This window comes from Blautia sp. HA8986, assembly GCF_056504635.1.
Genome location: NZ_JBWLUQ010000002.1, coordinates 417,612 through 439,564, shown reverse-complemented (window position 1 = coordinate 439,564; position 21,953 = coordinate 417,612). Strand labels below are relative to the sequence as shown.

The following is a 21,953-nucleotide window of genomic DNA, read 5'->3' as shown; positions in this document are numbered from 1 at the left end:
GCTTAAATTCAAAGCTTCGACTTACGTCTGACCTCTCCTCTTAACCTTCCAGCACCGGGCAGGCGTCAGCCCATATACCTCACCTTTCGGTTTCGCATAGACCTGTGTTTTTGCTAAACAGTTGCTTGAGCCTATTCTCTGCGGCCTGCTCTCGCAGGCACCCCTTCTCCCTAAGTTACGGGGCCATTTTGCCGAGTTCCTTGGCAATACTTCTTCCGCCGGCCTTAGGATTCTCTCCTCATCCACCTGTGTCGGTTTACGGTACGGGTACAGTATAAACAATAGCGGCTTTTCTTGACGCATGGCTCACGGGCTTCGCTACTAAATTTCGCTCCACATCACGTCTTCCCATTGCATGGCGGATTTTCCTACCATACTGGTACCTCGCTTGTACCGGACTTTCCATTCCCGGCTCCCGCTCTCCTTACGTGTCCCCACAGTTCTGTTATACTGCAGTACAGGAATATCAACCTGTTGTCCATCGGCTACGGCTCCCGCCCTCACCTTAGGTCCCGACTCACCCAGGGCAGATCAGCTTTACCCTGGAAACCTTGGATATTCGGCCTAGAGGATTCCCACCTCTATCTCGCTACTCATTCCGGCATTCTCTCTTCTATACAGTCCACAGCTCCTTACGGTACTGCTTCTTCCCATATACAATGCTCCTCTACCAATCCTTTCGGATTCCTTAGTTTCGGTGGCGCGTTTCAGCCCCGGACATTTTCGGCGCAGGACCTCTCGACCAGTGAGCTATTACGCACTCTTTGAATGTATGGCTGCTTCTGAGCCAACATCCTGGTTGTCTTCGAAATCCCACATCCTTTTCCACTTAACGCGCACTTTGGGACCTTAACTGTAGGTCTGGGCTCTTTCCCTTTTGACCGCCCAACTTATCTCGTGCAGTCTGACTCCCGGTGATATCTACACGGCATTCGGAGTTTGATATTCTTCGGTAGGCTTTGACGCCCCCTAGGAAATTCAGTGCTCTACCTCCGCAAGACTCACACCGAGGCTAGCCCTAAAGCTATTTCGAGGAGAACCAGCTATCTCCGGGTTCGATTGGAATTTCTCCCCTATCCACACCTCATCCCCACCCTTTTCAACGGATGTGGGTTCGGTCCTCCACTACCTCTTACGGCAGCTTCAACCTGGACATGGATAGATCACCCGGTTTCGGGTCTACTCCTACTGACTCTAGGCCCTCTTAAGACTTGGTTTCCCTACGGCTCCACACCTGAAGTGCTTAACCTTGCCAGTAAGCGTAACTCGCCGGACCGTTCTACAAAAAGTACGCGGTTGTGCATATAAAGCACTTCCACAGCTTGTAGACACAGGGTTTCAGGTTCTCTTTCACTCCCCTCCCGGGGTCCTTTTCACCTTTCCTTCACAGTACTATGCGCTATCGGTCACTAAGTAGTATTTAGCCTTAGGGGGTGGTCCCCCTTACTTCCCACAAGGTTCCTCGTGTCTCGTGGTACTCCGGATCCTGCTCAGTCAGCTTGGCTTTCACGTACGGGGCTTTCACCCTCTGTGGCCGGCTTTCCCAAAACCGTTCTGTTAACTTCGCTGAATCTTAAATGCAGTCCATGACCCCGGCATGCACGCACACCGGTTTAGGCTCCTCCGCGTTCGCTCGCCGCTACTTACGGAATCGATGTTTCTTTCTTTTCCTCCGGGTACTTAGATGTTTCAGTTCCCCGGGTTCCCTTCCATACGTTATGGATTGGCGTATGGATGCATGAGGTCTTCTCATGCGGGTTTCCCCATTCAGAAATCTCCGGATCACGGGATATTTGCTCCTCCCCGAAGCTTTTCGCAGCTTATCACGTCTTTCATCGGCTCTTAGTGCCAAGGCATCCGCCCTGTGCCCTTATTGCTTGACCTTTCGCTTCATCACCCTAGCGTAGGTGATGCGGTCTCTTGATTCTCTGTTGTATCACGCTACTCGCGTATCTTACAACGTGTGTTTGATTACTCTGTTCATAACAGATAAATCGATGTCTTCCTATCTTTGCGTTTGCATTAATTTCTTAATACTTTGCGTTTAAGGATATTTGATTAACTTAATCAAATTTCATGTATGCAGTTTTCAAGGTACAATGCTGACTGATGTTTTATCAGCCATCAGAACTCACAAACTGTTTTTGTAAACTCTGATCACTGGTAAAACCAGCTTTTATTCTCATCAGGATCTCTCCTGTTTTTCTTTTTTTGATCTGGCGCCCACCTGCTCTCCCACACCGTCTCCAGTGCAGTACCATCGGCCGATTGGGTCTTAACCGTCGTGTTCGGGATGGGAACGGGTGTGTCCCCCAACCGCATCGGCACCAGAAATCTTTCAGCTTGATAGCTAAACAGTAAAACACATTTCTTGTTTCTCGTACTTTTTTCCTTAGAAAGGAGGTGATCCAGCCGCACCTTCCGATACGGCTACCTTGTTACGACTTCACCCCAGTCATCGGTCCCGCCTTCGGCAGCTCCTCCCTTGCGGTTAGGTCACTGACTTCGGGCGTTACTGACTCCCATGGTGTGACGGGCGGTGTGTACAAGACCCGGGAACGTATTCACCGCGGCATTCTGATCCGCGATTACTAGCGATTCCAGCTTCATGTAGTCGAGTTGCAGACTACAATCCGAACTGGGACGTTATTTTTGGGATTTGCTTACCCTCGCAGGCTCGCTTCCCTTTGTTTACGCCATTGTAGCACGTGTGTAGCCCAAATCATAAGGGGCATGATGATTTGACGTCATCCCCGCCTTCCTCCAGGTTATCCCTGGCAGTCTCCACAGAGTGCCCATCTTAAATGCTGGCTACTGAGGATAGGGGTTGCGCTCGTTGCGGGACTTAACCCAACATCTCACGACACGAGCTGACGACAACCATGCACCACCTGTCTCCCCTGTCCCGAAGGAAAGGACACGGTTAAGTTCCGGTCAGGGGGATGTCAAGACTTGGTAAGGTTCTTCGCGTTGCTTCGAATTAAACCACATGCTCCACCGCTTGTGCGGGTCCCCGTCAATTCCTTTGAGTTTCATTCTTGCGAACGTACTCCCCAGGTGGAATGCTTAATGCGTTTGCGGCGGCACCGAAGAGCTTTGCTCCCCGACACCTAGCATTCATCGTTTACCGCGTGGACTACCAGGGTATCTAATCCTGTTTGCTCCCCACGCTTTCGAGCCTCAACGTCAGTTACCGTCCAGTAAGCCGCCTTCGCCACTGGTGTTCCTCCTAATATCTACGCATTTCACCGCTACACTAGGAATTCCGCTTACCTCTCCGGCACTCAAGACGGGCAGTTTCCAATGCAGTCCCGGGGTTGAGCCCCAGCCTTTCACATCAGACTTGTCCATCCGTCTACGCTCCCTTTACACCCAGTAAATCCGGATAACGCTTGCCCCCTACGTATTACCGCGGCTGCTGGCACGTAGTTAGCCGGGGCTTCTTAGTCAGGTACCGTCAATCTCTTCCCTGCTGATAGAAGTTTACATACCGAGATACTTCTTCCTTCACGCGGCGTCGCTGCATCAGGGTTTCCCCCATTGTGCAATATTCCCCACTGCTGCCTCCCGTAGGAGTCTGGGCCGTGTCTCAGTCCCAATGTGGCCGTTCACCCTCTCAGGCCGGCTATGGATCGTCGCCTTGGTAGGCCGTTACCCTGCCAACTAGCTAATCCAACGCGGGTCCATCTTATACCACCGGAGTTTTTCACACTGAGCCATGCAGCTCTGTGCGCTTATGCGGTATTAGCAGCCATTTCTGACTGTTATCCCCCTGTATAAGGCAGGTTACCCACGCGTTACTCACCCGTCCGCCACTAGAATTAAATCATATCGACCGAAGTTTCAATAAAATAATTCCCGTTCGACTTGCATGTGTTAAGCACGCCGCCAGCGTTCATCCTGAGCCAGGATCAAACTCTCTGATAAAATGTTTGATTCATTTACTCAAGACAACCGTTTGGCTATCTCTCGTTTTTACTGCTTTTGGTTTGTTTAAACCGTTCTTTAAATAAATGTAAAGAAATTTTCGAGAATCGTATGTGTTTCACTGTTTAGTTATCAAGGTTTGTTGTGTCTGTCTCTCAGACAGCTCGTTTATTTTATCTCATCTCTTTTTGTTTGTCAAGCACTTTTTTAAGTTTTTTTCAAACATTTTTGAGTTAAGATTTTGTTGTCGTTTCGTTGACGACTTGGATACTTTATCATATCTTCTGTCTTTTGTCAACAACTTTTTTATTTTTTCTGAAAGATGATATTGTTATCATTTTTTCAAAAACAATTTGTTCCCAACAACTCTGTTAGGATATCATCTTTTCAAATAGCTGTCAACATATTTTTTACTAAAAATCCATTTTTTTCCAAAAAATGTGTTTTTCAGCCAAAAACCGCACTCCGCAGGCACGATTTTCCCGGAAATCCGGTAGGATCATGTCTGCAGAATGCGGTTTATTCCTGCAAAGATTCGTATAAAGATATTTTTGTCGTAGAGAAAGTTTAATACTGTATCTCCTCTGATCAGCCTTAACCCTTCCTGTCCTATTTTCGTATTGCAGAGTATTGTCACTACAAGCATTGCCACCCATATGAAAATAATACATTTTCCTCCGCCAACCAATGCTCCTGCCATTTTATTTATCCCACACAGCACCGGAAGTCTCGCCAGAAGATCCAGTGCATAAGCAAACACATGAATCAGCACCGATGCCAGTATATAAGACACCAGAAAAGAAAGACAGTTCACCGCTATGTTAGCAAGATAATGCGAAACATACTCTCCGAATGTATTTACCGCAAGGGACTGATACACTGCTGCCGTATTATTATCTGCAATTCCGTTCTGCAGCAATCCAGGAAGATTCATACCGCTGATCAGTTCATTCTGCTGTTCTCCGTCCACTACAGTCTCCCCATCTGTCAGAGATTCCACAAAAGCTCCACTGACATCCTGGATCTTTTCATAAACAGATGTATTTTCCCGGATAAACGTATTCACATATGGGTTGATCAGCCATACCACCACAACAGACAACAGAACGAGTACCACCGACACTACTTCCTTTATGAAGCCGCGCCTGTATCCGTCAACCATGGAAAAGGCAAGCAGTACAAGCACAGCCAGTCCAAGCCATGTCCAGCTCATATCTGCCTCCTTAACTGAATTTGATAGTGCTAACTCCGTTGTCCATCACCATAAGATACTTATTCCAGCCGATCTTGAAGAAATCTCGGATCGTTCCATCCACACTTCCCATATATTTCTGCACGCCGCGACTGTTCATCACGCAGATCTGAGAACTGTTGTACATGATTATGTTACCATCGCTCATTTTGATGGTGCTGTATGCAACATTAAAATTCTTCCGGAATTTTAACTGACCGTTCATGCTATAGACTTCCATTGTATATTCACTATCTTTACTATTGTTCTTAAATACCAGTCCGATCCTCTGATCATCAAAAAATGTGCTTACGATCTCCTGTTTTACATTGATAGTTTTTACCTCTTTGGGAATCTGATTTCCCTGATAAGTAGAAAATCCATCATCCCGCAGAGCAATGTACTGACTTTCACTGATGCATTCAACCTGCGGAATCACCACATTTTCATAAGTGTAACCGCTCACGATCCTATCATCCTCGTTCTGTCCTACATCTCCATAATTATAAAAAGCAACATAGCTGGTAGTCTTGCTTCCATCTACATACTGGAATGTTACCATCATCACGCCATTATCAGAAACAGCAACATCCATCGGATATCCCGGATCATCTATCTTCGTAAGGTTTTCTGCTACCAGGCTTCCGTCTGAATTGTAAAAATTGATCCAGGTATTTTCATCATTGTCAAGGATCGCGGCTACCATTCCATTGGCTGCAACACGCACTTTTACAATGGAATAGGATGTTGTAACAGTTCCTGTAACACCTTTCTTATCGCAGATATAAAGAGATGTTCCCTCACTGTCTGCAATAACTGCCCTGCTTCCGTTAACATCTGCAATAGGATTCTGCATGGTATAGGTTTCATTCCACACTGTATTCATACTGCTGTCAACCACAGACACTCCATCCGGACTGTATCTCAGGATATCACCATCCATCTCTACATATTGAGTAGAAACAACATCTTCCTGTTCACTGGTATTCAGCACTTTATAACTATGGTAGCTCCGCTTCTCAACATAGAGAAAAACGAGGCATACTGCCGCTATCACCGCCACAACTGTGATCGCTTTTTTTCCTCTACCTGAAATCCTGCGGCGATGCGAATTCTTTCCACGGTAAACACTGCTTCTGTCAGCCTGTTCCTGAGCCAGCCTGGCTTTCTGCTTTATCAGCTTTTTACGCTTTTGTTTCTTTTGAAGTTTTTTTATGATATTCACAACTGTATCCCTTACCTTATCATTGATTGTAAACTGGTTTTCCAGTTATTATAGCACATTCAGTCAGGGTAAAACAATTACCTGCCCGGGATAAATAATTTCGTCAGCAGAAATTCCGTTCAATTTGCAGATTTCCTCCATAGCTCCCGCGTTTCCATAGCATCGCAGACTGATCTGGTACAAAGTATCTCCTGGCCGTATCACATATGTCGAATGTGTATTCTCTGCTGATGCTGCTGTTTCTGCTGTCTGCCGGGTATTCTGCTGTGCATTCTGATCTTTATCTGTGTCTTTGTCTTCATTTATATTTTTCTCAGATTTCTTCTCCGGGTAACTTTTCTGATTTTTTTTCGCTCCTGAACTTCTTGAATTATCCTCTGCAAATTTCTGAGCCTTTTCTGTTACAGATGGTGCCGGTGTCCGTGTAATATCATTTTTTCCGGCATCAGCAGGTGTCTCCGCGGCAGCCGGCCTGTCATCTTTCAGGGTTACTGCGGCAGTTATCGGTACGATCGATACTGACTTTTCCGGTACAGGAGCCACCTCGCCGGCAGGCTTTTCATCTGTACTGTTTTGTACTGCCACAGTTACTTCCGGTGTCTCCTGTGCGATCACTGCAGACGCAGTTGCAGCATCTTCCGGAATCCCGGAGCTGTTCTGCCGGTTCTGAAAAAATGCCACTCCGGTTGCCAGCACTGCCAGGGCCAGACACACCGTCGCTGCATAAGAAAAAACGGAAGTCTTTTCCTCCTCCCGTTCCTCCGGCTTTTTGCTGTCTATGATCTTGCGAAAATTCCGGACAGCTTTATCCTCTACTTTCTCAGATGTTTCCGGTCCGGCGTTCTGATTTCTTTCGATCATATACGTCTGCATCTGAGAATTTTTTTCATAATAAATGTAATAGCCCTCTACCTTCACCATCGTTCCGCCATCATAACGGAAAAATGCCTCATCACGTTCCACCGGTTCCATCAGTATCAGGATCTTTTCCCCTCCAAAATACCTTAAATGTGTTTTCACCAGCAGATCCGTGATCTCCACAGCCGACTGATGCTGTGCAAAGAACCATCCAACAATTTCCTGATCCGGAAAATATTTTTCTTTGTTTTCCTGCAGTCTCTGCCATATCTCTTCTGAAAAATCAATATGTTCCACCGTGGCTTCCATCTCGTCTGCAGCCAGTGCTCCTTTTACAAAAACACAGATCATATCCTCTGTCCATTTGATCTCACCTGTGAGAATAGCTACTTTTCCCTGCTCTTTCTCCTCTTCCGACAGCCGCTTCAGAAATGTATATACATAATCCTCCACATAAATTCTGTAATTTCCGTTGGCAAGTCCGATCTGCCGGACGTTTCTCGGCATGGAAAAAGTTTCCTGCACTCCATCCTGCTCTGCTGTTTCCTCCTTATAAATGACCTCTATCATCTTATATCACCCCTTCAGATAACAGCATAGCACAGGAAAAACGCGGAATTTATCATAATGTAAGATGCTTTTCCCATAATTTACCGACAGATTCTGCAACGTGCATATTTTTTCCATTTTCGGGATAAGATGAAGGGAAAAGAAAAGAATCGAGGTTCCCCATGGCTTTTTACATTGATTCAAATAAAACCGGTTCTTCCGGAGAAATTGCATATCTTTTAAAAAAATGCATTCTTCACTGTCCAAAAAAATGGACTGAGATTGTTTTTTTATGCATTGGCAGTGACCGGATCACCGGCGATTGCTTAGGCCCATATATAGGACACCTGCTTCACCCCCACGAAAGTCCGCGGATCTTTGTCTACGGAACGCTCTCCGACCCGGTACATGCCCTGAATCTGGAAAAATGCTCCAGGCTTATCGGACAGCTCCACCCTCATGCCCTGGTCATTGCTATCGATGCTTCTCTTGGACAAAAAAAGCACCTGGGCTATGTGACCATTGGAAATGGTGCACTGTACCCAGGTGCTGGTGTTCAGAAAAACCTTCCGCCTGTTGGAGATATCCACATCACAGGCATTGTGAACATTGCCGGAATGCTGGAACATCTCACTCTGCAGACAACACGGCTCTCCACCGTAGTAGCACTGGCAGATGCCATTGCCGAAGGAATTTTAAAGATCCTTCCCGCAGAGACAGATATAATCTCCTGTTGATTTACAAAGCGGAGCTTCTCATTCCGCTTTCGCTACATGTATAAAATCACTTCGCGATTTTATGCAAAGTCTTTAATCTGGCTGTAGATGCCATCTGCATCAAGACCATATTTATGAAGAAGCTCTGCTGCCGGACCGGACTCACCGAATACATCATGGATTCCGATACGTTTAACCGGTACAGGAGCCTTCTCAGCCAGGCACTCGCAGACAGCTCCGCCAAGACCGCCAATGATGGAGTGCTCCTCAACAGTTACAACCTTGCCTGTTTCTTTGGCAGCTGCAACAACAAGCTCCTCATCAAGAGGTTTAATGGTGTGGATATTGATAACTTTTGCATCGATTCCGTCTGCTGCAAGCTTCTCAGCTGCCTCAAGAGCAGGAGCAACGCAAAGTCCGTTTGCGATGATGGTAAGATCTTTTCCCTCGCGGAGAACGATACCTTTACCAAGCTCAAATTTATAATCTGGTCTGTCATTGATAACCGGAACTGCAAGACGTCCAAATCTCATGTATACCGGTCCCTGATGCTCATAAGCGGCCTCAACCATAGCCTTAGCCTCGATATCATCAGACGGGCTTGCAACAACCATTCCAGGAATTACTCTCATAAGTGCAAAGTCCTCAAGGCACTGATGTGTGGCACCGTCCTCACCTACGGAAATACCGCCATGAGTTGCTCCGATCTTTACATTAAGCTTCGGATATCCGATGGAGTTGCGAACCTGCTCATAAGCACGTCCGGCTGCAAACATAGCAAATGTACTTGCAAAAGGAACCTTGCCTGTGGAAGCAATTCCTGCCGCAATACCCATCATATTGCACTCTGCGATACCGCAGTCAATGTGACGCTCCGGAAATTCTTTCTTGAACATACCTGTCTGTGTAGCTGCAGCAAGGTCAGCGTCCAGAACGATAAGATTCTCGTGTTTTTTACCTAATTCTACAAGGGCACTGCCGTAGCTTGCTCTTGTTGCGATTTTCTTTACTTCTGACATAACGCTTCACCTACCTTCTCCAGATCTTCCATTGCCTGTGCATACTGCTCGTCATTCGGAGCCTTTCCGTGCCAGCCTACTGCGTTTTCCATGTAGGAAACGCCCTTGCCTTTTACGGTCTTCATGATGATAGCTGTGGGCATACCTTTGGTAGCTCTTGCCTCATCAAAAGCAGCTTTCAGCTGATCCATATCGTTGCCGTCAGCAACATTGATCACATGGAAATTGAAAGCTTCGAATTTCTTGTCAATCGGGTACGGGGAGCATACATCTGCAATATCACCGTCGATCTGAAGTCCGTTATTGTCCACGATCACAACCAGGTTGTCCAGTTTACGGAATCCTGCAAACATAGCAGCCTCCCATACCTGTCCTTCCTCAATCTCACCATCTCCAAGCAATGTATATACACGATAATCATCATTGCTCAGTTTAGCGGAAAGAGCCATACCTACTGCTGCAGAGATCCCCTGTCCAAGGGAACCGCTTGACATATCAACGCCCGGGATATGTTTCATATCCGGATGTCCCTGAAGGTAGGAACCAAGATGACGAAGTGTTTTCAGGTCTTCTTTCGGGAAGTATCCTCTCTCTGCAAGTACAGAGTAAAGTCCTGGTGCTGTATGTCCTTTAGAAAGAACAAAACGGTCACGGTCTGCTTTCTTAGGATCCTTCGGGTCGATGTTCATCTCCTCGAAATATAAGTAAGTAAACACATCTGCTGCAGAAAGGGATCCACCCGGATGTCCGGCCTTTGCTGCATGGACTGCTGTTACGATATCCTTGCGGACTTCGTTGGCAACTTTCTGAAGTTCTAACTTATCCATGTTATAAATGTCTCCTTTTTTGGTGCTCCGGTCATGCCGGAGTGTTTATATATAAAAGAGCTTCCAGTTAATTACTCACCGAATACTGCTTTGTAGTCAGCCTGGAATTTAGCGATACCGGCATCTGTCAGCGGATGATGTGTCATCTGCTCAATTACCTTGAACGGTACAGTAGCGATGTCAGCACCTGCAAGTGCACATGCTGTTACGTGCATTGGATGACGAACACTTGCTGCAATGATCTCTGTCGGGATATCTGCAACCGCAAACATCTCAGCGATCTGCTGGATCAGCTCAACACCATCTGTAGAAATGTCGTCCAGTCTTCCAAGGAACGGAGATACATATGTAGCACCTGCTCTTGCTGCAAGAAGTGCCTGGTTAGCGGAAAAGATCAGAGTAACGTTTGTCTTGATTCCCTCAGAAGAAAGTACTTTAACCGCTTTCAGTCCTTCTGTTGTCATCGGAATCTTAACAACCATGTTCGGATGGATCGCTGCGATCTCACGTCCCTCACGGATCATGCCCTCAGCATCTGTTGTTGTAGCTTTAACCTCACCGCTGATCGGTCCGTCAACGATAGTTGTGATCTCTTTGATTACTTCGTTGAAGTCTCTTCCCTCTTTTGCAATAAGGGACGGGTTGGTTGTAACACCACAAATAACTCCCATGTCATTAGCTTCTCTGATATCCTCTACTTTAGCTGTGTCGATAAAAAATTTCATTGTTTTTTCCTCCTGTTTACGTTCGTTCTTTTTCTTGATGATTTCATTATAACAAACTCATTGTGAGGGTCAAGGCTCTTATTTTTTATTAATAAATATTTTATTAATAAAGTTATGTTTTATTAACAGAGCCTGTCAATTTTTTCACCCATAACAGCTTACATTCATTTTCCAAAACCTCACACATTGCTGTAAATATCGGTTTTTTTAACTTTTACAATTAAATGTACTTGCGGAAGTCTCTCTATATATTATTATTAATAATTTATGCGCCATTATTTATTTTTCTGACGGCAGACCTATCTCAATCCACCTTTGCATACCCCGTTGTCCGGCGCATGATCAGCTTCGGAGTATACTCAATATTGTAAAGACTTGCAGGTCTTTCATCAAAATAAAATTTATCATTCATATCAATCTTCCGGATAACGATATCGCAGGCATCACGGCCTTTCAGCGCAACAAAATGATCGATAGTCGTCAGCGAAATTCTTTGGATACCGGAATAAAAAATATTATCACAGCCGATAACAGAAACATCTTTTGGCACATGAAGGCGCATCTCACGGAGCGCATCAATGGCTCCGATGGCCATCATATCATTCTGGCCTGCAATCGCTGTGAATTTTTTTCCTTCATTGAGAAGTTCCATGGTCAGATCATATCCCATGGCATACTCGGAATCCATACGGGGGATCTTTCTGTCATTGGATTCATCTGCCGCCTTGATGATCACATGATCTTTTTTTCCTTCTTTCTCGAATTCGCGTACAAAGCCTTCTACTCTTTTGGAGCGCTGCCACTGCCGTTTGGTAAGAGGCGGCGTGATAAAAGCCACGTCTGTATGTCCAAGATCCAGAAGATGTCTGGCCATCATTTTTCCCACTACGGAATTATCCTGATTAATGGCATCCACTGTGGTAGTTTTTTCTTTATTGCTGATGATGACCAAAGGGGTCTCTTTTGCAATCTTTTCCACCTGATGCTGAAAATCAGGATGAGGATTGCAGGTATAGATGATCCCACAGGGCTGCATGGTCTGCATCATCCGGAGATATTTCTCTTCCAGTCCGGCATCTCTCTGGGTATTGCAGATAAACACTCCGTAGCCCTGTTCATTTGCCACGGCTTCAATACCCTGAAGGAGCAGTACATAGTAGGGGCTTGTGAGCGTAGGACAGAAAACAACGATCAGTTTTTCTTTCGGGCTGTCTTTCCGCTTCCGGCGCCCCGGCAGCTCATAGCCCAGATCTCTTGCCGCCTGCTCTACACGTTCCACCGTTTCCCTGGAAAAAGAAACATTATATTTCCGGTTCAGGACCATGGATACGGTTGCCTGGGAAACCCCGGCACGCGCTGCCACGTCTGAAGAAGTTGTTTTCTTTTTAGCCACCGTCTCACCTCCTCCGGCACGAAAATACCGCCTCAGTCAGTCGTATATTCGGATTCCTCATTCGTTTAAAGTTCCACTCTTCCCTCAAGTGCACGGAGAAGTGTCACTTCATCAATGTATTCCAGGTCGCCGCCCACCGGAACTCCACTGGCAATACGGCTGACCTTGATCCCTGTGGGCTTGATCAGCTTACTGATATACATCGCTGTTGTCTCGCCTTCAAGACTTGAGTTGGTCGCCACGATCACTTCCTTTACATCTCCCTGAAGACGTGTCATCAGCTCTTTCAGCTTGATATCATCCGGTCCGATTCCCAGCATCGGGGAGATCGCACCATGAAGCACATGGTAAACACCGTCAAATTTTCCGGTTTTTTCGTAGGCTGCCAGATCTCTTGTGTTCTCAACTACCATGATGGTGCTGTGATCACGTTTCGGATTGGCACAGATGGGACAAAGTTCCTGATCTGTCAGTGTGTAGCAGCATTTGCAGTACTGAACATTCTGCCTTGCATCCGTGATGGAAGAAGTCAGCTGCTCCACCTGGTCTTTCGGCATGTTCATGATATGAAACGCAAGACGCTGTGCGGATTTGGCTCCGATTCCCGGAAGATGGGATAGCTGCTCAATAAGTTTATTGATATGGCTGCTGTAATATTCCATCAGAAAGGAAGGCCTCCGCCCAGTCCTCCAAGACCACCTGTAAGTTTAGACATAACTGCCGCAGACTCAGACTCAACCTGACGAAGAGCTTCGTTGGTTGCTGCTGCAATCATATCCTCAAGCATCTCGATATCATCCGGATCTACAGCTTCCTCGGAAAGTGTAACTTTTGTTACTTCACGTTTTCCGGAAACAGTAACGGAAACAGCTCCGCCGCCTACTGTTGCTGTGAATTCTTTTTCCTCGAGAGCCTTCTGGTTCTCTTCCATCTGGCGCTGCATTTTCTGCGCCTGCTTCATTAGATTGTTCATATTCCCCGGCATACCCATACCTGGGAATCCACCTCTTTTTGCCATAAAAAAGTCCTCCTGATTTTTTTAATTTATACTTCGTCGTCCGGGTCTTCTTCCACTACGATATCCATATGGATGTTCTCCCGGAGTGCATCGTCTACTGTGATCTGTGCGAGATTGGTATGCTGATGTTTATTGGCTACCAGCATATGTATCTCAACTTTTTTCCCTGTGCGGGCTGCGATAATGTCCTGAAGCTCCTGCTGGGCTTCCGGATTATCCACATAATTCTGTCCCAGAAAATCCTGAAATTCCACAAAAAGTACGGGATCTCCGGTCTCTCCGTTATACTTGGGGATTGCTCTCTGCAGTGACTGTTTAAAAAGTCCTGTTGTCTGCCCCACAATGGCACGCCATCCTGCAACGATCTTCTGAAGATCCTCCGGTGCTGCTTTCTGTGGTGCCGGCTGCTGACTCTGCACTGCACTGCCTGCTGCCATTCCCGGTTCCTGTGCTGCTCCGTCACCGCCATCGCGGACGATCACCTGCTGAACAGGACGTTCTTCGATCTGTTTCTCCAGAACACGGATACGGTCCAGAACGGAGTCCAGATTGGTCTCCATAGCCGGCCTGCAAAGCTTGATCAGTGCGATCTCCACCAGTACTCTCTTCTGACTTGCAAAACGGATCTGGTTTGACAGATCAGAAAAAATACGGATATACCGCATCAGTGTCTCCACATCTGTCATCTCACTCTCTTCCTTAAGAAGCTTCAGATTTTCAGAAGAAACATCGATCGCATCTTCCGGATTCCCGGAAGTTTTTACAAGGAGGAGATTACGCATATACCAGGTAAAATCCGTCACAAACTGTCCAAGCTCACGACCTCCTGTGATCAGATCCTCCAGCACATGGATGGAACCTGTCACATCTCCTCCGAGAACTTTTCGGAGAAGCTTGCTGAATACCTCGGTATCTACAGCTCCCAGTACATCCAGGACTTTATCATAGGTAAGAACCTGTCCCAGATAAAAAGAGATGCACTGATCCAGAAGACTTAAGGCATCTCGCATGGAACCGTCGCCTTTTTTTGCCACATAGCGCACTGCCTTCTCCTCTGCTTCCACCCCCTCTGCTTTCAGAAGTTCGGAAAGCCTGGCTGCTATGGTGTCAATAGAAATCCTATGGAAATCATAACGCTGACATCTGGATAAAATGGTGATCGGGATCTTATGTGCTTCTGTTGTCGCAAGAATAAAAATAACATAGGAGGGCGGCTCTTCCAGTGTTTTCAGAAGAGCGTTAAATGCTCCTGTTGAGAGCATATGCACCTCGTCGATGATGTAAACCTTGTATTTCCCCTCTGTAGGACGGTAGGCTACCTCCTCGCGGATCTCACGGATGTTGTCAACACCATTGTTGGATGCGGCATCAATCTCGATCACATTCATAGCGGTTCCTGCCTGGATGGCCTTGCACATGGCACATTCATTGCAGGGACTGCCATTTACAGGATGTTCGCAGTTTACTGCCTTCGCTAGGATCTTCGCAACCGTAGTCTTACCGGTACCTCTGGTTCCGCAGAACAGGTATGCGTGTCCAATACGGTTGGCCTTGATCTGGTTGGTCAGTGTTGTCACGATATGATCCTGGCCTTTTACATCGTCGAAATTATCAGGACGAAATTTACGGTAAAGAGCAGTATAACTCATAAAACACTCCTTCTCTTCGCCACAGTCGCCGCGGAAAGACTTCCGCGGCGGCCATATGACTTATAATTAATCACCAAAACTGATTCCAATCTGTTTGGCTGCTTTTACAAGCTGATCTTTCGGTGATACCATCTTCAGCTTGCCTGCACATTCAGCAAGAGGAACACGTTTGATCTTTCCGTTGATAACACCGATCATGATACCATATTCCTCATCCATGATAGCCTGTGCTGCGCCTGCACCGATCCTTGTAGAAAGAACGCGGTCATATGCACATGGTTCTCCGCCTCGCTGCATATGTCCCGGAACTGTGATACGTACCTCACTTCCGGTTACTGCCTGGATCTGATCTGCGATCTCATAGGATACAGACGGATATTTCTTCACTCTCTCTGTCAGTTTCTCTTTGTATTTCTTCTTCGGAAGCTCCGCATCTTCTTTGGAAATGGCTCCCTCAGCTACTGCAAGAATGGTAAAACGCTTGCCTGCCTTGTTGCGTTTCTGGATAGCTTCTGCAACCTTGTTGATATCGTATGGGATCTCCGGGATCAGGATAACGTCTGCGCCACCTGCAACACCAGCATTCAGTGTAAGGCTTCCTACCTTGTGTCCCATGATCTCAACGATAAATACGCGTCCGTGGGATGCTGCTGTTGTATGGATGCAGTCAATGGCATTGGTTGCAATCTCCAGTGCACTCTGGAAACCGAATGTCATGTCTGTGCCCCAGATATCGTTATCAATGGTCTTCGGAAGATGGATGATATTCAGTCCCTCTTCACGGAGAAGATTGGCTGTTTTCTGTGTGCCGTTTCCACCGAGGATCACGAGACAGTCGAGACAGAGCTTATAATAAGTCTGTTTCATGGCCTCAACCTTATCCAGCCCCTTCTCATCCGGTACACGCATCAGTTTAAACGGCTGTCTGGATGTTCCCAGGATGGTACCGCCCTGTGTCAGGATTCCGGAAAAATCCTTAGCTGTGAGCATACGGTATTTCCCGTAGATCAGTCCCTTGTAGCCATCATCAAATCCGTATACCTCGAGGTTCTCAACGCTGTTGCTCAGTCCTTTTACAACGCCTCTCATGGTCGCATTCAGTGCCTGACAGTCACCGCCGCTTGTCAGCAGGCCGATTCTTTTAATCATAGCGTCCTCCATTCTGTGCTCTCTTATGTGCACATTTTATTTGTTGCTGTCCGTTACAGTAAACCGGCATTTCTGCGGATCTTTTCCTGCAAAACAGCTCCATTGCTTTCTCTTCTTACAGAGCTTTACACATTATAATATTATAAAGCATTTTCAGTCCGCATACAATAGCCAAAAAAGCCTGGAAATACAGAGTATATTTGTTGACTTTATTTGCTTCCGGTCGTAAAATATAGCTATCAGTAAGTTTTGCAGGTTTACCATTTTTTATCAAAATTTATCTCAGAGGAAGGAGAAATTGTATGAAAAATATTTTCAAGAAATTATCCTGCGCTTTACTGGCTGCAGCTATGATCTGCGCCATCACACCATTTACTGCAAGTGCAGATTCCAGTTTCGTTCCACCGAAGACTCAGGTTTCCTACATGGGTGCCAAATCAAACTATTATGCATATGGTGTTATCCAGCTTTACAATGTTCCAAGTAAATCAAGCATTTCAAAATCCAACATTAAGGTTATTTCCGGAAAGTCTGTCGTTTCCCTTGAAAGCCTTACCAAAGATGTATCCAGCGGCCGTACCGAATACTTCGCAAAAGGAGCTAAAGCTTATTCCTATTCTAACCACACTTACAGAATCGGTTACAATATGCTCAAGACCGGAACTGCCAAGATTCAGTACAAGGTTGGACGCAAAACCTACTCCACCACAGTAAAGGTTCTTCCATACACCAACCCGCTCAAGAGCCTTACCGTAACAGGCGTTGGAAATCTTGCATCAAGATTCAGCAAAAACAGCTCTGCTTCCAACCTTCGGATCAAAAAAGCTCAAAGCAACGCCCTTATCAAATGTACTGCTGCAAGCGGCTGGAAGATCGAGTCTATTTATTACTACAACAAAAAAACTGGTATTTCCCGCAATATTTACAGCAACAAAGGTGTTTCTTCCGTTACTCTTCACGCCGGAACTCTCGCAGCAAAACAGACTGGCTATATTTCAGTTAATCTGACCAATACCAAGACCGGTGGTTCACAGAACTGCTATATTGATCTCAGCTGATCCTGTCATCCTTACAAAACCTGCACATTTATACTGAATCTGTATTTTTTTCAGGAGCTCCCCTCTTAGCGACGGGGAGCTCCTTTTTTATTTTTTTCCATGTATCGCGCCTTGACAAATCCGGTTTAAGAGTCTATAATTAAATTCCGCGCAGCCGGGGAGATAGCGGTGCCCTGTACCTGCAATCCGCTACAGCAGGGGTGATGCCAATCTGAGGCTTGTATCTTGTGGAGCAGCCCTCTATAAGTGGCGTTGACGTTTGGGTCTTACGCAACAGGAATCTGTGAACCGTGTCAGGGCAGGAATGCAGCAGCACTAAGCAGAAGCTCTTGTGTGCCGTGAGGGTGCCTGGGCTGAGTTAACTGTAGAGGTAACGTCTGTGAGACCATTCCGAGGTGCGGCGCGCGTAAATAAAGATTATAATGATCTCTATATAAACAGCATTCCCGCCGGGTTCGTCATTTATGACTGATCCGGCGGGATTTTTTATTTGCCTCTTCAAAAATCATGCATACAAAAACCGCCGTATACTTCTGATATCATACGGCGGTTTTCTGCATACATGATAAGTCTTACTGGATCAAGCAAATATTTGCAGCTAAATCCAGGAACTTCCTTAATTTGGTTAATTATTTACAATAGCCAGCAACTACCTGGTTGATCAGCTTGCCGTCCGCCTTGCCTTTCAGGTCGCCCATGACTGCTTTCATGATCTGGCCCTTGTTTCCTGTTGCAAGAACATCTGCAAATTTCTCTTCGATATAAGCTTTGATCTCAGCTTCATCCATCTGCTTCGGAGCATATTTTGCAATGATGTCATATCTTGCCTGATACTCTTCTTTCAGGTCTGTACGGTCTGCAGGGCATGTATCGATCTGCTCTTTGGCTGTCTTCAGCTCTTTCAGGATAACTCTGTCTACCAGATCACCCTTGATGTCATCACGGCATCCCTCATCAATGGCAACTTTCTTCACTGCTGCGATCAATGCAGAAACTGCTTCCTTAGTTACCTTATCCTTAGCCTTCATTGCTGCTACCATATCTTTTCTTAAAACTTCAAGTTCCATTATGTGATCCTCCATTTCTGCTGCTCCAATCCGGACAGCTCTCGTTTTATCTGAATGAAACCCCTTTCTCCGGAATCTCATTTATGATTTTATTTTGATATTTCCCTGTAATTCTGTCAAGAGAAAATATCTGCTACACCTGTCCTTCCTGCATCTGCTGCCCGACAAGGCGCTCTGCTTCCTGTTTTTTCAAAATTTTTGCCTGCTTCTTTTTTTCCCTCAGTTCCCTAAAAAACGCGGAAAGCATTTCAGAGCATTCTTCTTCAAGAACGCCTTCTGTGATCTTTACCTGATGATTGAAACCTTCGATCTGCAAAAGATTCATAACAGAGCCTGCGCATCCTGCTTTCGGGTTCATGCAGCCGATCACTACTTCATCAATTCTGGACTGTACAAGAGCTCCGGAGCACATCTGGCAGGGCTCCAGGGTCACATACATGGTGCAGCCCTCCAGCCGCCAGTCGCCCAGCTTTTTGCTGGCTTTGCGGATAGCATTGAGTTCTGCATGGGATAGGGTATTCTTATCTGTATTGCGGCGGTTGTAGCCCCTGGCTATGATCTTGCCTTCGTATACGATCACACAGCCAATAGGCACTTCTTCCAATGCGCGGGCTTTTTTCGCCTGGCGTATCGCCTCTTTCATAAAACGTTCCTGGTCTGTCACGTTCGTTCCTCCTGTGTTTATGGTATTTCATACATTTATCCATTCGATTATATCTTTCCTCGTATTCGGTGTCAATCTGCCTCCAAATGCTCTCTTCATTCTCTTGATTTCATTTTTTTCACTGCTCAACGCTCCTGCCGCACAGCAAAGTCACATTACCCTGACATTAAAAAACGCCGCAGGAATTTCTCATAATAATTCCCGCAGCGTCTGCAATTCATCCTAATTATTCTCTTCAAAAATCGCCTTTATTTCCTCTGCTGTTTCCTGCAGCTTCTGTGCCCGACGTCCCAGAATACGGACAGCAAGATCTCCATGAACCAGCTGTGTTACACCGCCGGCACATTCCTTCTCATTTTCAAGAACTTCCCATATTTTTTCCTGCATATCGCAGGCCGGTCCACTCAGAAAAATATTGGCCATGTGCGTATATCCTTCATACATGCCAAGCCCTTCCATGTCCATTTTATCAGGCTCATAGCGGGTATTATCACGATAGATCAGTCTCCCGGCACGTCTGATATTTACCCTGGAGGCAAATTTACGATACAAAAACCGCTCAGCAGAAGCCTTTCTTCCACAGGAGATGATCTCCAGCAGAAAAAGTCCGGAGCTTTCATCTGCCAGATCAAATTCCATGGTGCTGTCAAAAGCAGACTGGGCATAGGGAATCACCGGCTGCGGATAATAATAAAAAACCGCATTTTTCTCCACCTTCGCCTTTACATGGCGGATAGCTTCCCCATCTTTCATCCTGTGGACTTTATCAAAGGACTGGGACAGAAATTCCAGCTCCGTTCCTTCTGCCACAAAAAAATCAAACTCCTGCCTGTCTCCTTCCATGATCCCCGCTGAAGCACAAAGCGGCATAACAGAGATCCCGCCGTTTTTCTTCGGAAAAGGATTCATGATCTTATAGGGGGCTGTAAAAGCCACATCTTCCACGATGGTTTTTCCTTCTCTGATGCCGGTTTTCAGAGACAATCTGGAAAGTTTTCCGAATTTATTTTCTGTCAAAGATCAGCCCGCCTTTCCTACATGTCTTCCAGAAGCACATTTTTTTTGATCCATTCCACAACAGTATCTACCTGTTCATCACCACGGATATTTGTGAAAACAAATGGTCTTTCTCCTCTCATTTTTCTGGAATCCCGATCCATAACTTCAAGACTTGCGCCTACATAAGGTGCAAGATCGATCTTGTTGATCACCAGAAGATCTGACCTTGTGATTCCAGGGCCGCCCTTTCGCGGGATCTTGTCTCCCTCAGCCACATCAATAACAAAGATCGTAGCATCTACAAGCTCCGGACTGAATGTAGCAGAAAGGTTATCTCCGCCGCTCTCAATAAAAAGGATCTGGATATCCGGAAAACGCTCCATCATCTCATCTACAGCCTCAAGATTCATGGACGCATCCTCGCGGATAGCAGTATGAGGACATCCTCCTGTCTCCACGCCAATAATGCGCTCTACCGGAAGTACACTGTTTTTTGCAAGAAACTGAGCATCTTCTTTGGTGTAAATGTCATTCGTGATAACACCAATGCTGTAATCTTTTGCCATTTTTCTTGACAAAGCCTCGATCAAAGCTGTTTTACCGGAACCTACCGGTCCGGCAACACCGATTTTTACATATGACATAAAAATTACTCCTCTCTGTTTACGACATATAAAGTCTGGAATAAAGCTTCTCGTGCTGGATTCCCCGAATATCGAATCCTGGTGCCGACAGACAAAGATCATCTTCCGTACAGTCCGAAATATAGGACAGTATATTTTCAAACTCTTCATAACATCCGCAGAGAAGCTTCTGCCCTGCGCTCTGACTCAGCGGAATGGTTTTTACACAGTTTGTCACCATTGCAGAGGTCTGGGCATAGAGATAATGATACAGGGTTTCCTCTTCTTCGATTCCCATTGCTGCACAAAAAACCCCATATGCGCAGCAATGGCTTACAGGCTTCCCCCTCCGGGCTTCCAGATATTCTTCAAAGATTTCCCTTTTTTCCATGGGAATATTTTCCTGGGGCAGTTTACAGATTGTCTTTGTAAAACGGGATCCCATTTTTCTGGATGCTTCCCTCTGCTCCATGGGGATCCTGGATGCCCCAAGGATCTCCTCCAAATCATCCAGTGCCGCCACATTTTCCTTCAGTGCATACTCGTAAGCCAGACGTACTCCAAGAAGATCGGTGCAGGCCAGGTTCAATTTCAGTTTTCTTCTGATATAGTCTTCCGCTGTTTTTTCATCGTGCACAATACCCTGCTGGATATAGGTTTCCAGTCCCTGAGAATGTGAGTAGCCTCCTATGGGAAAAAGCGCATCATTTACCTGCAGAAGAAAAAAACGGCGGATTTCTTTTATTTTATCCATATAATTTCCTCAGTGATGATGATTATGGATGGCAGCTGAGATCCTGCGGTCAAAATCCAGCTTCACTGTCTTTTTCTCTGCCTTTACACCGTGAAGCTTTTCCAGCATGACCATCATCGGCTCATTGTAGATCGTAATAAATGTATTTTCCTGATCTCCCCAGAAAAGCGGTGCATGGCGGTTTCCGATCTCGTAGCAGACTTTTGCCACATATTTCTCGTGTCCCGGCTTCAGAGATACCTCTATCACTTCGCAGGGTGGTGTATTTACTGCGATCACCAGATTTTCATCCGAATAGATCACATCATCCTGAAAAAGTCCTCTTGTAAGCACAGAATCATCCAGCCGGATTCCTACCTCCCGGCCACTGTCTGTAGTTTTTCTGTGGATTTTTTTAAATGCTTCATGCCACTCAACATCCACATATTCCACCGTTTTTCCGGTCAGATCAAAATCCTTTAGTTTTCCCAGAATTTTTTCACAAAGCATATATTTTCTCCTC

The 21,953-nt window shown here is 46.0% G+C and carries 18 protein-coding genes, 3 rRNA genes, 1 other RNA gene and 1 pseudogene; 3 read left to right on the top strand and 20 right to left on the bottom strand.

Translation table 11 applies throughout. The features are described from left to right. The 6 genes from AC04Q4_RS14780 to AC04Q4_RS14755 form a co-directional block, all read right to left on the bottom strand. Positions 1 to 1,883, bottom strand: a 23S ribosomal RNA gene (locus AC04Q4_RS14780); the annotation flags it as partial. A gap of 331 nt (positions 1,884 to 2,214) precedes the next feature. Next, a 5S ribosomal RNA gene (rrf, locus tag AC04Q4_RS14775) occupies positions 2,215 to 2,332 on the bottom strand. 64 nt (positions 2,333 to 2,396) lie between these two features. Further along, positions 2,397 to 3,927 (bottom strand): 16S ribosomal RNA (locus AC04Q4_RS14770). A 499-nt stretch (positions 3,928 to 4,426) separates the two neighbouring features. Continuing rightward, a complete protein-coding gene (locus AC04Q4_RS14765) occupies positions 4,427 to 5,140 on the bottom strand; it encodes a CvpA family protein (protein WP_173737854.1) in 714 nt (237 codons plus the stop codon). A 10-nt stretch (positions 5,141 to 5,150) separates the two neighbouring features. After that, complete coding sequence (locus AC04Q4_RS14760) at positions 5,151 to 6,383, bottom strand: DUF5711 family protein (protein ID WP_330594812.1); 1,233 nt, start codon at positions 6,381 to 6,383, stop codon at positions 5,151 to 5,153. 63 nt (positions 6,384 to 6,446) lie between these two features. Beyond that, positions 6,447 to 7,811: a LysM peptidoglycan-binding domain-containing protein gene (locus AC04Q4_RS14755; protein ID WP_476389212.1), complete on the bottom strand. Its 1,365-nt coding sequence runs from the start codon at positions 7,809 to 7,811 to the stop codon at positions 6,447 to 6,449. Positions 7,812 to 7,972: 161 nt separating this feature from the next. On the opposite strand from AC04Q4_RS14755, the gene yyaC reads away from it, so the two are divergent. After that, the gene (yyaC, locus tag AC04Q4_RS14750) at positions 7,973 to 8,527 is read left to right on the top strand and encodes a spore protease YyaC (RefSeq protein ID WP_173737856.1); all 555 of its coding nucleotides are present in this window, start codon (positions 7,973 to 7,975) and stop codon (positions 8,525 to 8,527) included. A 59-nt stretch (positions 8,528 to 8,586) separates the two neighbouring features. On the opposite strand, the gene AC04Q4_RS14745 is transcribed toward yyaC, so the two are convergent. The 8 genes and pseudogenes from AC04Q4_RS14745 to AC04Q4_RS14710 form a co-directional block, all read right to left on the bottom strand. Beyond that, positions 8,587 to 9,525 (bottom strand): transketolase family protein, encoded by a 939-nt coding sequence (locus AC04Q4_RS14745; protein ID WP_173737857.1) that lies wholly within the window; start codon positions 9,523 to 9,525, stop codon positions 8,587 to 8,589. Continuing rightward, a pseudogene (locus tag AC04Q4_RS14740) lies at positions 9,513 to 10,370 on the bottom strand (transketolase); the annotation flags it as partial. The pseudogene AC04Q4_RS14740 and the gene AC04Q4_RS14745, both read right to left, overlap by 13 nt. A 53-nt stretch (positions 10,371 to 10,423) precedes the next feature. After that, complete coding sequence (fsa, locus tag AC04Q4_RS14735) at positions 10,424 to 11,077, bottom strand: fructose-6-phosphate aldolase (RefSeq protein ID WP_015525668.1); 654 nt, start codon at positions 11,075 to 11,077, stop codon at positions 10,424 to 10,426. Positions 11,078 to 11,381: 304 nt separating this feature from the next. Beyond that, positions 11,382 to 12,470 (bottom strand): substrate-binding domain-containing protein, encoded by a 1,089-nt coding sequence (locus AC04Q4_RS14730; protein ID WP_173737858.1) that lies wholly within the window; start codon positions 12,468 to 12,470, stop codon positions 11,382 to 11,384. A gap of 65 nt (positions 12,471 to 12,535) precedes the next feature. Next, positions 12,536 to 13,132 (bottom strand): recombination mediator RecR, encoded by a 597-nt coding sequence (gene recR / locus AC04Q4_RS14725; protein WP_173737859.1) that lies wholly within the window; start codon positions 13,130 to 13,132, stop codon positions 12,536 to 12,538. Further along, positions 13,132 to 13,488 carry a YbaB/EbfC family nucleoid-associated protein gene (locus AC04Q4_RS14720; RefSeq protein ID WP_173737860.1) on the bottom strand — a complete coding sequence of 119 codons (357 nt, stop codon included), beginning with the start codon at positions 13,486 to 13,488 and terminating at the stop codon, positions 13,132 to 13,134. Before AC04Q4_RS14720 ends, recR begins: the two co-directional genes overlap by 1 nt. Positions 13,489 to 13,514: 26 nt before the next feature. Further along, positions 13,515 to 15,137 (bottom strand): DNA polymerase III subunit gamma/tau, encoded by a 1,623-nt coding sequence (dnaX, locus tag AC04Q4_RS14715; protein ID WP_173737861.1) that lies wholly within the window; start codon positions 15,135 to 15,137, stop codon positions 13,515 to 13,517. A gap of 66 nt (positions 15,138 to 15,203) precedes the next feature. Beyond that, positions 15,204 to 16,286: a 6-phosphofructokinase gene (locus tag AC04Q4_RS14710; protein WP_119240660.1), complete on the bottom strand. Its 1,083-nt coding sequence runs from the start codon at positions 16,284 to 16,286 to the stop codon at positions 15,204 to 15,206. A 302-nt stretch (positions 16,287 to 16,588) separates the two neighbouring features. Between AC04Q4_RS14710 and AC04Q4_RS14705 the strand changes: the two genes are divergently transcribed. After that, positions 16,589 to 17,344: a hypothetical protein gene (locus AC04Q4_RS14705; protein WP_173737862.1), complete on the top strand. Its 756-nt coding sequence runs from the start codon at positions 16,589 to 16,591 to the stop codon at positions 17,342 to 17,344. Between the two features lie 146 nt (positions 17,345 to 17,490). Beyond that, positions 17,491 to 17,752: signal recognition particle sRNA large type (gene ffs, locus AC04Q4_RS14700), an RNA gene on the top strand. A 221-nt stretch (positions 17,753 to 17,973) separates the two neighbouring features. On the opposite strand, the gene AC04Q4_RS14695 is transcribed toward ffs, so the two are convergent. The 6 genes from AC04Q4_RS14695 to AC04Q4_RS14670 form a co-directional block, all read right to left on the bottom strand. After that, positions 17,974 to 18,411: a GatB/YqeY domain-containing protein gene (locus AC04Q4_RS14695; protein ID WP_173737863.1), complete on the bottom strand. Its 438-nt coding sequence runs from the start codon at positions 18,409 to 18,411 to the stop codon at positions 17,974 to 17,976. 133 nt (positions 18,412 to 18,544) lie between these two features. Then, positions 18,545 to 19,075 carry a tRNA adenosine(34) deaminase TadA gene (tadA, locus tag AC04Q4_RS14690; protein WP_173737864.1) on the bottom strand — a complete coding sequence of 177 codons (531 nt, stop codon included), beginning with the start codon at positions 19,073 to 19,075 and terminating at the stop codon, positions 18,545 to 18,547. Between the two features lie 222 nt (positions 19,076 to 19,297). Continuing rightward, a complete protein-coding gene (locus tag AC04Q4_RS14685) occupies positions 19,298 to 20,092 on the bottom strand; it encodes an urease accessory protein UreD (protein WP_476389211.1) in 795 nt (264 codons plus the stop codon). Between the two features lie 17 nt (positions 20,093 to 20,109). Further along, a complete protein-coding gene (gene ureG / locus AC04Q4_RS14680) occupies positions 20,110 to 20,718 on the bottom strand; it encodes an urease accessory protein UreG (protein WP_173737866.1) in 609 nt (202 codons plus the stop codon). Between the two features lie 19 nt (positions 20,719 to 20,737). After that, positions 20,738 to 21,451 (bottom strand): urease accessory UreF family protein, encoded by a 714-nt coding sequence (locus tag AC04Q4_RS14675; protein ID WP_476389210.1) that lies wholly within the window; start codon positions 21,449 to 21,451, stop codon positions 20,738 to 20,740. Between the two features lie 9 nt (positions 21,452 to 21,460). Beyond that, positions 21,461 to 21,940: an urease accessory protein UreE gene (locus tag AC04Q4_RS14670; protein WP_173757460.1), complete on the bottom strand. Its 480-nt coding sequence runs from the start codon at positions 21,938 to 21,940 to the stop codon at positions 21,461 to 21,463. Positions 21,941 to 21,953: the final 13 nt, after the last annotated feature.